This is a genomic window from Sphingobacterium thalpophilum (assembly GCF_038396785.1).
GTDB lineage: Bacteria > Bacteroidota > Bacteroidia > Sphingobacteriales > Sphingobacteriaceae > Sphingobacterium > Sphingobacterium thalpophilum_A.
The window spans coordinates 2,888,041-2,901,517 of record NZ_CP151087.1 but is presented as its reverse complement, the minus strand read 5'-3'; the positions used below and the strand labels follow the sequence as shown (position 1 = coordinate 2,901,517).

10 protein-coding genes and 4 tRNA genes are annotated in these 13,477 nt (G+C 41.7%); 4 read left to right on the top strand and 10 right to left on the bottom strand.

The window, feature by feature from the left end:
• Positions 1–71: 71 nt before the first annotated feature.
• A complete protein-coding gene (locus AACH28_RS12820; protein ID WP_046672309.1) occupies positions 72–1,208 on the bottom strand; it encodes an acyl-CoA dehydrogenase in 1,137 nt (378 codons plus the stop codon).
• A gap of 413 nt (positions 1,209–1,621) precedes the next feature.
• On the opposite strand from AACH28_RS12820, the gene AACH28_RS12815 reads away from it, so the two are divergent.
• Positions 1,622–2,257, top strand: coding sequence for a peroxiredoxin (locus AACH28_RS12815; RefSeq protein WP_070563280.1), 636 nt, complete (start codon positions 1,622–1,624; stop codon positions 2,255–2,257).
• Between the two features lie 79 nt (positions 2,258–2,336).
• Here AACH28_RS12815 and AACH28_RS12810 read toward each other — a convergent pair whose 3' ends face one another.
• On the bottom strand, positions 2,337–3,443 hold the full coding sequence (locus tag AACH28_RS12810) for a serine protease (protein ID WP_341830673.1): 1,107 nt from the start codon (positions 3,441–3,443) through the stop codon (positions 2,337–2,339).
• Between the two features lie 24 nt (positions 3,444–3,467).
• Complete coding sequence (locus tag AACH28_RS12805; RefSeq protein WP_341830672.1) at positions 3,468–4,040, bottom strand: sigma-70 family RNA polymerase sigma factor; 573 nt, start codon at positions 4,038–4,040, stop codon at positions 3,468–3,470.
• Between the two features lie 346 nt (positions 4,041–4,386).
• Between AACH28_RS12805 and AACH28_RS12800 the strand changes: the two genes are divergently transcribed.
• The 3 genes from AACH28_RS12800 to AACH28_RS25525 all read left to right on the top strand — a co-directional run bounded on the left by AACH28_RS12800 (position 4,387) and on the right by AACH28_RS25525 (position 10,429).
• Positions 4,387–8,478, top strand: coding sequence for a glycoside hydrolase family 2 TIM barrel-domain containing protein (locus AACH28_RS12800; RefSeq protein WP_341830671.1), 4,092 nt, complete (start codon positions 4,387–4,389; stop codon positions 8,476–8,478).
• A gap of 359 nt (positions 8,479–8,837) precedes the next feature.
• Positions 8,838–10,079, top strand: coding sequence for an MFS transporter (locus AACH28_RS12795; protein ID WP_070563286.1), 1,242 nt, complete (start codon positions 8,838–8,840; stop codon positions 10,077–10,079).
• Positions 10,080–10,141: 62 nt separating this feature from the next.
• Positions 10,142–10,429 (top strand): (4Fe-4S)-binding protein, encoded by a 288-nt coding sequence (locus tag AACH28_RS25525; protein ID WP_407073616.1) that lies wholly within the window; start codon positions 10,142–10,144, stop codon positions 10,427–10,429.
• Here AACH28_RS25525 and AACH28_RS12790 read toward each other — a convergent pair.
• The 7 genes from AACH28_RS12790 to prfA all read right to left on the bottom strand — a co-directional run bounded on the left by AACH28_RS12790 (position 10,359) and on the right by prfA (position 13,428).
• On the bottom strand, positions 10,359–11,342 hold the full coding sequence (locus tag AACH28_RS12790) for a transposase (RefSeq protein WP_286767918.1): 984 nt from the start codon (positions 11,340–11,342) through the stop codon (positions 10,359–10,361). The two genes, AACH28_RS25525 and AACH28_RS12790, sit on opposite strands and share 71 nt — an antisense overlap.
• Positions 11,335–11,688, bottom strand: a complete 354-nt coding sequence (locus AACH28_RS12785) for a transposase (RefSeq protein WP_286767917.1) — start codon at positions 11,686–11,688, stop codon at positions 11,335–11,337. Before AACH28_RS12785 ends, AACH28_RS12790 begins: the two co-directional genes overlap by 8 nt.
• Before the next feature lie 178 nt (positions 11,689–11,866).
• Positions 11,867–11,943 (bottom strand) — tRNA-Asp (locus tag AACH28_RS12780).
• A 24-nt stretch (positions 11,944–11,967) separates the two neighbouring features.
• Positions 11,968–12,041, bottom strand: a tRNA-Asp gene (locus AACH28_RS12775).
• Between the two features lie 31 nt (positions 12,042–12,072).
• Positions 12,073–12,149 (bottom strand) — tRNA-Asp (locus tag AACH28_RS12770).
• 58 nt (positions 12,150–12,207) lie between these two features.
• Positions 12,208–12,281: transfer RNA gene (locus AACH28_RS12765), tRNA-Asp, on the bottom strand.
• A gap of 73 nt (positions 12,282–12,354) precedes the next feature.
• Positions 12,355–13,428, bottom strand: a complete 1,074-nt coding sequence (gene prfA / locus AACH28_RS12760; RefSeq protein WP_070563288.1) for a peptide chain release factor 1 — start codon at positions 13,426–13,428, stop codon at positions 12,355–12,357.
• Between the last annotated feature and the right edge of the window lie 49 nt (positions 13,429–13,477).

Sequence of the window (13,477 nt, the reverse complement as noted above, 5' to 3'; positions counted from 1 at the left end):
AATAAAGCTATCCGTCATGCAAAGCCCTAAAAAAGTGTTTAACTTTTTGGGTTCATTGCATGACGGACAGCTTAGCGAAGGATCTCACGGGCAATCACCAGACGTTGGATCTCAGAAGTTCCCTCATATATTTGCGTGATTTTTGCGTCGCGCATTAACCTTTCGACATGATATTCTTTTACGTAACCGTAGCCACCGTGGATCTGTACAGCTTCGACAGTGTGTTTCATGGCAACTTCAGACGCATGCAGTTTGGCCATGGCAGCTTCTTTACCGTAAGGAAGCCCCTGGTCTTTCGTCCAGGCAGCTTTATACGTCAAAAGTCGAGCCGCCTCGATATCAACTTCCATGTCGGCCAATTTAAACTGTATGGCCTGATGGTCCGAAATCGGTTTTCCAAAGGTCTTTCGTTCTTTTGAGTAAGCCAAAGCAAGGTCATAGGCACCCGCAGCAATTCCTAAGGCCTGTGCCGCAATCCCAATGCGACCGCCATCGAGTGTTTTCATCGCAAATTTAAATCCGAAGCCATCTTCTCCGATACGGTTTTCCTTGGGAACCTGAACGTCAGAAAATAGAAGTGAATGGGTATCGGAACTACGGATACCCAATTTGTTTTCTTTGGGACCTATAGTAAATCCCGGCAGCCCTTTTTCAACGATCAATACATTGATTCCTTTGTGACCTTTTTCAGGGTGTGTCTGTGCAATGACAAGATAGATATCGGCATGGCCACCATTGGTGATCCAATTTTTTGTACCATTTAGGAGATAGTGATCCCCTTTATCTTCGGCGGTGGTATGCTGTGAGGAGGCGTCCGAACCAGCTTCAGGTTCTGACAACGCAAAAGCACCAAGTTTTTCACCTTTCGCTAAAGGAATCAGGTACTTTTGTTTTTGTTCCTCTGTACCATAAGCATTGAGTCCATATAATACCAGGGAATTGTGGGCGGATACGATAACGGCCGCTGAGGCATCAATTTTGGCAATTTCTTCGAGCACAAGAACATAGGCCAACGTATCCATTCCAGCTCCGCCATAAGCTTCGGGGGTCATGATACCCATAAACCCTAGTTCGCCCATTTGCTTGACAAAATCTGTTGGAAATTTTGCGGCTTCATCGCGCTCGATTGCCCCAGCCTTTAGCTCCTGGGCAAATTCCCGCGCTGCGTCGCGGATCATTTTATGCTCTTCGCTTAATTCAAAATTCATGGCATTTCAGTTTTTTGGTTCATCAGTTACCAAGCCGATAACGTCTATATAATAAGGTTTGCTGTCAAAAAGTTTCCTCCCAACTCACAATCATTTTATGAGCTCGGTGTACCAACATACTCAAATATACAAAATATATATTATGCAAGCATAGTAATATAGCAAATTACTTTTTAAACTACTTGAGCTAATCATTATAAGCATTTTGGAAAGTAATGGCCAGGGTAGGGCGGACAAGTAGCAAGGGGCATGTTGGTTTTCATTTTGTTTATAATTGTAAAATCCCTACTTTCAATTGGATTAAGTTTAGTTTTTTCATTTCAATTTAAAAAATTGAAGAATTACTTGTTTGCTAAATTTAATCTACTATATTTGTAGACTATATAATTTAAACACATTTAAAAAATAAGATTATGAGTTTAAGATTAGGGGATGAAGCGCCAAATTTCAAAGCGCAAACAACCATTGGTGAAATAGACTTTCACGATTATATCAAAGATAGCTGGGTCGTTTTCTTTTCGCACCCGTCAGATTATACGCCGGTATGTACTACAGAGTTGGGCCGTACGGCAAAATTGAAATCTGAATTTGACAAGAGGGGTGTGAAGGCCATTGCGCTAAGCGTCGATAATGTAAACGATCACTTGAATTGGATTAAGGATATCAATGAAACGCAAAATACCGAAGTGAATTTTCCGGTTATTGCTGATGAAGATCATCATGTATCCGAATTGTACGATATGATCCACCCAAATGCTTCCGCAACAGCGACCGTACGTTCCGTATTTATTATCGGTCCTGACAAAAAGATCAAATTGACGCTGACCTATCCAGCATCAACAGGTCGTAATTTTGATGAAATTTTACGGGTCATTGATTCTTTACAGTTAACTGCCGATTATCAAGTCGCTACGCCCGCTGACTGGAAGCATGGTGAAGATGTTATTGTTGTGCCAGCGATCAAGACAGAAGATATTCCTGCTAAATTTCCAAAAGGCTTCAAAGAGATCAAACCGTATTTGAGAACGACGCCACAGCCTAATCTATAGGGAGTAAGCCCTTGGAATTAAAGAACAAAAAAAGGCAACGTTGAAAAACGTTGCCTTTTTTATAAGTTCTAAATGCCTCCTAATAGACTTTAACCATGTAGATATAGTCTTGCATTTTCTTGATTTGTTCTGTTCTTGGTAAACCTGCCAAGCTATTCTTTTTGTTGATCTTAAGACCGGTAACCAGTGAATCACTTGGTATGTCCGCTAAGGCGTTCAAGATTGATTTCGTTTTGATTGCAAAGGCGGCACCATCTATGCCACGTTGTTTTCCGGAAATAATACCAATCACATTACCTCTGCTATCCAATACCGGACCGCCACTGTTACCTGGATTGACAGGTACGGAGATCTGATAAGCGATGGTATCACCGGCATAACCTGTTGATGAACTTAGGTATCCCTGACCATATACTGCTTCGTCCCGAGGAAACCCGATCGTATAAATATCTTCACCAAGATCTGAAGTCGACGTTTTGAACGTGTAAGGTAAGCTTTTAGCTTTCTTAAAGGTCTTATCTGCGATGTATAAGATAGCCAAGTCTTTGCTTGGATCGGTGTGTACGATTTGTGCTTTATACGATTCGCCTTTACTATTTTGTAAATAGATCGAATCAGCCCCGCTAATGACATGGTAATTGGTGACGACATAGCCATCTGTCGTCAACATAAATCCTGTTGCACCAAACTGGCTTTCGGTACCTTTTACAAATTTTTTGTCATTGATATCCCTGATAGCAGCGTTGTGTGCGTTGACGTTCTTTTTGACATTGTTCATGTCTCTACGTAATGCACTGTAATCGGAAGATGCTTTCTCGAGGTTGCTGTAATAACCGCTCAGCCATAATGTGCCAAATACTGCAAATACCGCTACCATTGCAGCCACTAAAGAACTTGCTTTGATGCGTTCCCAAAGTGAAATTACCGCTGATTGTTTTATAGGAACTACCTTTGCGGGTTTGTTTTGGGTTTTATGGTATTCTTTTGCTGATTGTGCTAAAGCATTTTTGAAATCCAGCCGTTGACTGGTTTCTTTCATATTGGCAACAAATGCGCAGTGTTGTTGTAATTGGGCAGCATAGGAGGGCTGATCAGCACAAAAAGATTCAAATGCAGCTTTTTCTTCGGCCGATAATTCGTCGCGAAGATACTGGTCTGCTAATTCGAAAAATTCTTTTTGATTCATTGTTCCCATGGTGTTACACTAATTTTAATCTGTTGAAAAAAATATTTTTTTCAGCCGTTGTAGGCATTTATACTTCTGAGTCTTGGCATTATCTGTATTGGTATAACCAAATTTATCACAGATGTCCTGCATCGAATGGTTTAAGATGTAGAAATCATGTAAGATTGTCTTACAAGGTTCTCCCATTTTCTCTAAGGCAAGTTCCATTTGGTCGAACTTCTTTTCAAGTTCTTGATGCTGTTGTAGATCTTCTTCCTCAAATAAGGAATCTTCATAACCGCTAATGTCACTGTTGCCAAAACCAGCACGATTGAGTTGCTTAAGCCAAAGCCTTCTGCAAATCGAGTAAAGATATGTTTTAAGTTTGCTGCTGAGCTCAAAGTTCCCTTTGGAAACTTTATCGTAGAGCACAATGACAGCTTCTTGAAAAATATCTTTCGCTTCATCCTCACTTCCATTGTTTTGCAAGATCATATGGCTTATAGACGGATAGTACCGCTTGTAGATAGCATCTATCGCCAAGCTGTTGCCGTCTTTGATGCCTTCAATGATTTGCTCATCATTTTCTAGCAGGATTGATTTACTGAATTTACTCACCTATTAATACCTTAATGCTTAAATTGTAACCCTTTGAAAAATAAAATTCTTCGAAATATTTTCAAACGTAAACTTTTATTTGTTTAAAGTGAAATCTATCCCCAAAAATAAGGCTTATTCCTTGAAACCGAAAGCATTTGTTTTTTATTGGAATCAGCTTCTTTTGGGAGGACATCGTTATTTTTCGCCGGGTCAATTTTTTACGTTTTTACATTTTTACATTGTTTTATGTACGATCCTCAAATGGAGAACCTATAGAACAATTTTAAAGTTCGATATGATCTTTTTTGTATCGAAAAAGTTTCGCAATCGAGTGCTTTAATAATCTGCTTGTTATTACTACAAAATGAAGTTACATTTGGTTTCCTGGACTAAATTGCTTAATTACATTATGTTAAGAAACTCTGTTATTTTTTCAACGATTCTAGCCTCATTGCTGTCGCTGGACACTACCGTCACGATAGGGCAAACGATTACGTCATCTATCGACGGTTTCCAGTATGGAGCCACAACGGCTCCAAAAGGGAATGAATGGGAATCGCCTCAATTATTATCACTTAATAAGGAGTTGCCGCATGCGTCGTTCTTCTCCTTTCAGAACGTAGAAAGTGCGCGAAAAGTACTTCCCGAGCATAGTAACTATTGGCTTTCGCTCAATGGATCCTGGAAGTTTAACTGGGTAAAGACCCCGGAAGAGCGACCAAAGGACTTTTATGATCCGAATTATAATGTGGGTGCCTGGGAATCTGTTCCAGTCCCTATGAGCTGGAATATTTATGGTATACAGAAGGATGGAAGCTTAAAATATGGTGTACCTATTTATACCAATCAACGTGTGATCTTTCATCATCAAGTAAAGGTCGATGATTGGCGCGGTGGAGTTATGCGGACGCCGGCCCAAGATTGGACAACTTATGTCTACCGTAATGAAGTGGGATCGTACCGACGTAACTTTACAGTACCTACTCATTGGGACGGTCGTGAGGTATTTATCAATTTTGATGGTGTAGACTCCTTTTTCTACCTGTGGATAAATGGCAAATATGTCGGATTTTCAAAAAATTCCAGAAACGTCGCATCTTTCAATATCTCGCCTTACTTAAAAAAAGGTGCTGAAAATGTGTTGGCTGTTGAAGTTTACCGGAGTTCGGACGCTTCCTTTTTGGAAGATCAGGATATGTTTAGATTGCCCGGGATATTTCGGGATGTTTCGCTTACTTCAACGCCAAAAGTTCAGATTCGCGATTTAGCGGCCATTCCAGACTTGGACAGCAATTACGAAAATGGTTCGTTGAAAATTACGAGTACTGTACGCAATCTGGGTAGTAAGAAAGCTGAAGGGTATAAAGTAGTTTATTCACTTTATAAAAATAAGCTATACAGTGACGAGAATACCCTTGTTGATCAGACAGAAGCTTCATCAGCTGTGCCAGCCCTGGATGGTCAAGTTTCTAATAGCGTCGCCGCAACGTTGAACGTCAAAAATCCGGATAAATGGTCTGCCGAATTACCTTATCGGTATACTTTGGTGGCTGAATTGAAGGATAAAAAGAACAAAACAGTTGAGACTATCTCTACCTATGTTGGATTTAGAAAGGTTGAGATTAAAGATACCAAGGCTGCGGATGATGAATTTGGCTTGGCCGGACGTTATTATTATGTCAATGGTAAGACGGTGAAACTGAAAGGCGTCAACCGTCATGAAACCAATCCTGAACATGGCAAAGTAGTGACCAGAGAACAGATGGAAGCTGAGGTGAAATTAATGAAACGGGCGAATATCAACCATGTCCGGAATTCGCATTATCCAGAACCTGCTTATTGGTATTATTTATGCGATAAATATGGAATTTATCTCGAGGATGAGGCCAATATCGAAAGCCATGAATATTATTATGGCAAAGAGTCTCTTTCTCATGTTCCTGAATGGAAAAATGCCCATGTAGCCCGTAATATCGAGATGGTGCATTCGACCATCAACCATCCGGCAGTGGTTATCTGGTCTTTAGGAAATGAAGCCGGTCCGGGTGATAATTTCGTGGCCGCCTATCAGGCTATCAAGAAAATCGATACGTCAAGACCTGTTCAATACGAGCGTAACAATACAATCGTTGATATGGGCTCCAATCAATACCCCTCAATAGACTGGGTAAGAGGAGCTGTAAAAGGCACTTACAAATTGAAATATCCATTTCATATCTCGGAGTATTCACATTCCATGGGTAATGCCGTTGGTAACCTAATTGATTATTGGGAAGCCATCGAATCGACCAACTTCTTTATGGGCGGTGCCATTTGGGATTGGATTGATCAGGCCATGTATTATTACGATAAGAAGACCGGCGAACGCTTTCTCGCTTATGGCGGCGACTTTGGAGACAAACCCAATGATGGAACCTTTGTCAATAATGGGTTGATCTTTGCCGATATGAAACCTAAACCACAGAATTTTGAGGTCAAGAAAGTGTACCAAAATGCGGGCGTAAAGGCTGTTGATATTCAACAGGGGAAAATTGAGCTTTTCAATAAAAATTATTTTAAAGATCTATCCGATTATCAGGTTCAATGGTCGCTATATAAGGATGGGGTAGAAGTAAAAAATAGTGCAGGTACAATCAGTGCCGCTGATTTGCCGACAGCGCGCCAACGCAAGCAGCTTATATTGCCGTTAAATTATGCGCAGTTAGATGCGGGATCGGAGTATTTTGTAAAAGTACAGTTTATTCTCAATACAGATCGACCTTGGGCGGCCAAAGGTTTTGTTCAAATGGAGGAACAACTGTTTGTCAAAGCGGCTGAAAATAAACCGTTGATTTCCGCTGTTGCACAAGGAGGGGCTCCGTCGCTTTCCAAAGAAGGTGATTTGCAGGTGGTGAAAGGAGATCAGTTTATCGCGAAGTTTGACAATAAAACAGGCTCGATATATAATCTAACATATGCCGGTAAACAAGTTATCCGCGATGGCGAAGGCCCAAAATTGGATGCACTACGTGCTCCGGTTGACAATGACAACTGGGCTTACCAACAATGGTTTGAAAAAGGATTACATAACCTTAAACATAAGGTTTTGTCTTCAAACAGTTATACCAAGAAAGATGGAACAGTTGTATTGGCGTTTACGGTTGAATCGCAAGCTCCATATGGCGCGTCTTTGTTGGGGGGAACTTCGGGAACCTACACGCTTAAAGAGCATACGGATAAGCCTTTTGGCAAAGATGATTTTAAATTTACAAGCAATCAGATCTGGACAATTTATAAGGATGGCTCTATTGAATTGTCGTCGAGTATTACATCCAATAATGCAAGTGTTGTATTAGCTCGATTGGGATATGCTTTGCAATTACCGACCGAGTATGGCAATTATAGTTATTATGGACGTGGACCGATCAATAATTATGCTGATCGGAAGACAGCACAATTTATTGAATTGCACAAAAGCACTGTAAAAGATCAGTTTGTGCCATGGCCTAATCCGCAAAATATGAGTAACAATGAGGATGTGCGTTGGACAGCATTGACAAATAATGCTGGACAGGGAGTTGTTTTTATTGCGAAAGAGCATTTATCAACATCCGCTTTGGACTATAGTGAGCTTGAGTTGACCTTTGCACCGCACTCTTATCAATTACCAAAAAGTTCGGGCGTACACGTGCATCTTGATGCAGCTGTAACAGGACTTGGTGGTAATAGCTGTGGACAAGGGCCACCGTTAGAAAAGGACCGTGTGAAAGCAGTACCAACGGCTATCGGTTTCATTATCCGTCCGATTCAGAACAATGATATGATAGCAAAGGCTCAGGTAGCGACTGCCGGTGACGCGCCCATTTCGTTGGCAAGAAGTTCAAATGGAGAAGTTTCTATTCAATCGGGAAATAAAAATGAGACCGTATTATACAGTTTGAACAATGCAAAGGCAAGTGTCTATAAAGCGCCTTTTGACTTACGCGCCGGTGGTACAGTAACGGCTTGGTATCAGCAAAATGAAAAATTGAAGGTAACACAACAATACACTAAAATCGAAACCATTCCAATGGAGGTTGTTTTTGCTTCAAGTCAGGAGACTGGTGAAGGGGATGCCAAGAACCTATTGGATGGAGATCCTTCCTCGATTTGGCACACGATGTATTCGGTTACCGTAGCACAGTATCCACATTGGGTTGATTTTGATGCTGGAAGTAGCAAAACAATTAAGGGCTTCACTTTTCTACCAAGACAGGATGGACCGAATGGTGATATCAAGGATTATAAGATCCAGGTGAGTAAAGATGGGAAGAACTGGGAAGATGTGATGTCCGGATCTTTTGAACGGAATAAAAAATTAAAAACTGTTCGATTCGAAAAGCCTGTGAAAGGACGTTATATCCGCTTTACAGGACTTAACTCCCAACGTGGTGATGATTATGCTTCCGGAGCTGAATTTGCTGTTATCGCTGAATAATTTGCTTTAAATCGCATATTGAGCCAGCACCTGTCAAACAGGTGCTGGCTTTTTTGTTGGCGACCTAGGATAAGATTAAATAGTGCGATCGTTTCGTTTTACGTAAGGTAAGGTAAGGTAAGGTAAGGTAAGGTAAGGTAAGGTAAGGTAAGGTAAGGTAAGGTAAGGTAAGGTAAGGTAAGGTAAGGTAAGGTAAGGTAAGGTAAGGTAAGGTAAGGTAAGGTAAGGTAAGGTAAGGTAAGGTAAGGTAAGGTAAGGTAAGGTAAGGTCTCGGGCGATAATTTTGCAAACTTATTACATATAATGTTCGCGCACTTCTGTATTTTTAGGCCAGTTTAAACCGAGGCAAACCGGACAGTATGGAAATAAATAAACTTGATAATGCGCCTTTTACGGCATACCAAAAACTGGTGGTCTTTTTATTGGCCATGACACAATTTACGGTCGTGCTTGATTTTATGGTGATGTCACCGATGGGGGATATCCTGATGAAAGCCATCGATCTCAAACCAGCTCAATTTGGCATTGCGGTTTCGGCCTATGCTTTTAGCGCGGGTGCTTCGGGGCTGCTTACCGCGGGTTTTGCCGATCGTTTTGATCGAAAGAAGCTGCTGCTTTTTTTCTATTCTGGCTTTATTATCGGAACTTTCTGCTGTAGTTTTGCCAACGATTATTGGACTTTGGTCGCTGCTCGAATTATCACGGGCCTCTTTGGAGGAGTCATTGGTTCGATCTCCATGGCTATTATCACCGATATCTTTACGCTTCAGCAACGTGGACGTGTGATGGGCTTTGTACAGATGGGCTTTGGCGCCAGCCAGGTCCTAGGCATTCCGATAGGTCTGTATATCGCAAACAATTGGGGCTGGCATAGTGCCTTTTTATGGATTGCCGTGATGGCTTTAATTATTGTCATTATCATTGCAATTAAACTCATTCCGATTACAGCACATATCGGTCTTCAGAAACATCAATCTGCGTTAAAGCACCTTTGGCTGACTTTTTCACAGCGAGAATATCGTATCGGCTTTGCTGCAACAGCCTTGCTATCCATTGGAGGTTATATGATGATGCCTTTTGGAAGTGCTTTTGCAGTCAATAACCTCAAAGTTAGCCACGAGCAGCTGCCGATGTTGTTTATGATTTCGGGTATCGCTTCATTGATTATTATGCCTATCGTCGGGAAATTGAGCGACCGTTACGATAAGTTTAAGATTTTCGCGTTCGCTTCCCTTTGGCTCATGGTTGTCGTATTTATCTACACGAACCTAGGCGTTACTCCATTTTATATTGTTGTTATCTTAAACATTTTAATGATGGCGGGCATTTTAAGTCGGATGACGCCTTCTTCCGCTTTGATCACGGCTGTTCCGGAGATGAAAGATCGGGGTGCATTTATGAGTATCAGTTCATCGTTGCAGCAGCTGGCAGGAGGTGTGGCAGCTTCGCTAGCAGGTGTAATCATTGTTCAAGAAACAAAAGAAAGCCCCTTGGAACATTATCCTACATTAGGGATGAGTGTGATTCTGCTCTCTATCATCGGTATTTTTATGATCTACCGGGTGAGCAGTATGATTAAAAAGCGAAAAGCCAATTCTTAAAACAAAATTGTTCTTATCGTTATTAGTTCTTAAAATATAAATTGCTAAAGAGAGATGGAATTATGGAAAAAATAGTTAGATATCCACATCCAAATGGAGAGATAACCGTTCTTTGGATACCTGAACGCTGTGCACATGCTGCGGTTTGCGTGAAGAGTCTCCCAAATGTGTATCATCCGAAAGATAGGCCTTGGATCACAGCCCAAAATGCCAGTACAGCTGAATTGATTGAACAGATCAAGCATTGGATCATACCGAAAGTTTGGGGGGTAATCATTTTTAAGCATACAATTTCATCACTCTGTACAGGAAGAATGTTGTATCCCTTACTCCACGGAAGACGCTCCTGAAAGCTTTGAGTTTTGCATTGAAGGACTCTGCGGATGCATTGGTGCTTCTATTGTCGAAGTAGTGGAGAATGTATTGATGATGTGCTGCAATGGATCTTGCGACACTCTCGAATGAAGCAATACCCGCGTTCTCAACCTGGTTGTGCCACAGTCCTAACTTTGTGAAAGCAACTTTTTTATCCCTGCATTTATTGAAGATGTCACCTAAGGCAACTCCAAGATCATAAGCCTGTTTTAGCTTGGGAAACCTGATGAACAGCAGTTCTGCACGGCGTTTTTGGCTTTCCGACCATCGACTTGGATGCTTGAACAGGAGGTGTCTCGACCTAGCTAATAGCTGTTTGAGCGTATCACCATTAGGCAACAACTCGGGGTCATATGGGATACCCCGTTTTCGCGATTCCATTATTTTTTTGCTTTCTGCATCTAAGACTTCCCATCGGTATTTGATACGGAGTTCCTGAACAGCATCATAAGCAAGTTTTTGTACATGAAACCGATCGATAACCCTTCTGGCATTTCTGAAACACCTACGGATAGCCTTTGCCATATTGGGGGCCATATCCATCGTTACTTCCCTAACTTTGTTCCTTAGTTTAAGTGGAATGCGCTCTAATACAGCAATAATATCTTCCGCCTTTGTCCCTCTTATGGTAGCCAATATGGTTCCCTTCCTGCCCTTTGCTGATTTACTGCTTACGATCGTGTAAAGTTCACCGTTGCTAAAGCTGGTCTCATCGATGCTCAGGTGTTCCGATATGTTATCAGGAAAAAGGGTCCATTGCTCTGCGTGTGGCTTTTGGTCCCAGTCCTGGAAGTCACTGAGATGGTTCTTGTATTGATCCTGTAGTTGCTTACCGTCCATTTGGAAGAACAGACCTACCAATTGGGCGCTTACAGGATGATTATCCAAATATCTTCTTTAAAAAAAGCCCGAATTCCGTAGTCATTCGAGCACCCTCACGCACCAGATTCCAATCTCTTGTGATGATCTCTCCGGTATCCAGGACCGTCCAGCGACGACGGCGGATATGTAGCGTAACTTTCTGGCCTCGAATGGGAAAGTCTGAAATCTCAGTGGAAGGCATGAAGCCCTTTGACTCCAACTTGCTGTTCTGATAGCCTGTCGGAGCAATATTAAGCTCATCTAAATAAATGTGGAGCTGATTGTCAACCTGATCGACTTCTAAAATCTGAAAGTATTCCAATAGCCCTTCGGGCATCAATAGGGACAGTAATTTACGTTCGGCTTCTTGCAAGGGATATCTGTATTAAGGATGCTAAACTAAGAAATTTTTGACATTCCCCCCAAGAATTCAGCTTGATCCCAAGCATTGCCCTTCTGGAGCACTTCAGTACGAATTGAAAAAATAATAGTTGTTGTATTGTTAAGGCAAAAAAAAAGCATCATTTAATTATAAATGATGCTTTTCTTGTTGGCGGTCTGGACGGGACTCGAACCCGCGACCCCATGCGTGACAGGCATGTATTCTAACCAGCTGAACTACCAGACCAACAATGTGTTTTTAAAATTTTAGCGGTCTGGACGGGACTCGAACCCGCGACCCCATGCGTGACAGGCATGTATTCTAACCAGCTGAACTACCAGACCTAAAATCTTAAGGATTGTTTTTAATAATTTTTGGCGGTCTGGACGGGACTCGAACCCGCGACCCCATGCGTGACAGGCATGTATTCTAACCAGCTGAACTACCAGACCTAAAAATCTTAAAAACTTATTTGTTAAAGAACGTATGAGATTTCTCTCTCTTTTGAAGCGGTCTGGACGGGACTCGAACCCGCGACCCCATGCGTGACAGGCATGTATTCTAACCAGCTGAACTACCAGACCTCAACCCTTCTCCTCAGAAGGTGTGCAAATATAGCGTTTGTTTACGTATCTGCAAAGATTTTTTGAAAAAAAACTAATCTACTTGACCGTCTTTCATCTTCTCTGCATTCTCCGCAAACTGCAATGCATCGATAATACCTTGAATATCACCGTCCATAATTGCCGGTAAGTTGTACATCGTCATTCCAATACGGTGCTCCGTTACGCGACCTTGTGGGTAGTTATAGGTACGAATTTTTGCCGAACGGTCTCCAGTAGATACCAAAGTTTTTCTTTTTGCAGCGATGTCGCCGTTCTTTTTGTTCAACTCGAGCTCGTAAAGTTTGTTCCGCAACATCTCCATCGCTAACTCACGGTTGGCTAATTGGGAACGTTCTACCTGACAAACCACAACGATACCACTTGGTTTATGCGTCAACTGCACTTTTGTTTCAACCTTGTTGACGTTCTGTCCACCAGCACCACCTGAACGGGATGTCTGTAATTCAATATCACCCGGATTGATCTCAACATCGACATCTTCAGCTTCAGGAAGAACTGCAACAGATGCTGCAGAAGTATGTACACGACCCTGTGTCTCCGTATCCGGAACGCGTTGTACACGATGTACACCTGATTCGTATTTCAATTGTCCGTAAACGTCTTCACCGATGACTTTTAAGATCACCTCCTTATAACCGCCAGAAGTTCCTTCGGTAACGTCCATTACTTCGTTGCGCCAGCCTTTGGTTTCGAAATAACGTGTGTACATGCGGTAAAGGTCGCCAGCGAATAAGGCTGCTTCATCACCACCTGATCCACCACGAATTTCGATAATGGCATTTTTCGCATCTTCAGGATCCTTAGGAATCAACATTAAGCGAATTTCTTCTTCTTTTTCTTCTTTTGCTACGTATAAAAGATCCAATTCTTCTTTAGCCATCTCACGAAGTTCTTGATCCTTCTCGTTCATGATGATGTCCTTATTGGTATCAATATTACTCACCATATTTTTGTAAATATGGTACTGATCCACGATTTTGCCCAAATCTTTGTACTCTTTATTCAATTTGGCAAAACGTTTCATATCTTGCATGGTATCAGGGTTGCTCAATTCAGCTTCCACTTCTTCCCATCTTTCTTTTATCGCTTGTAATTTATCTAACATATATCAAAAATGCTTCTTCTAGGAATGTATGACCTAGATTACTATTGAG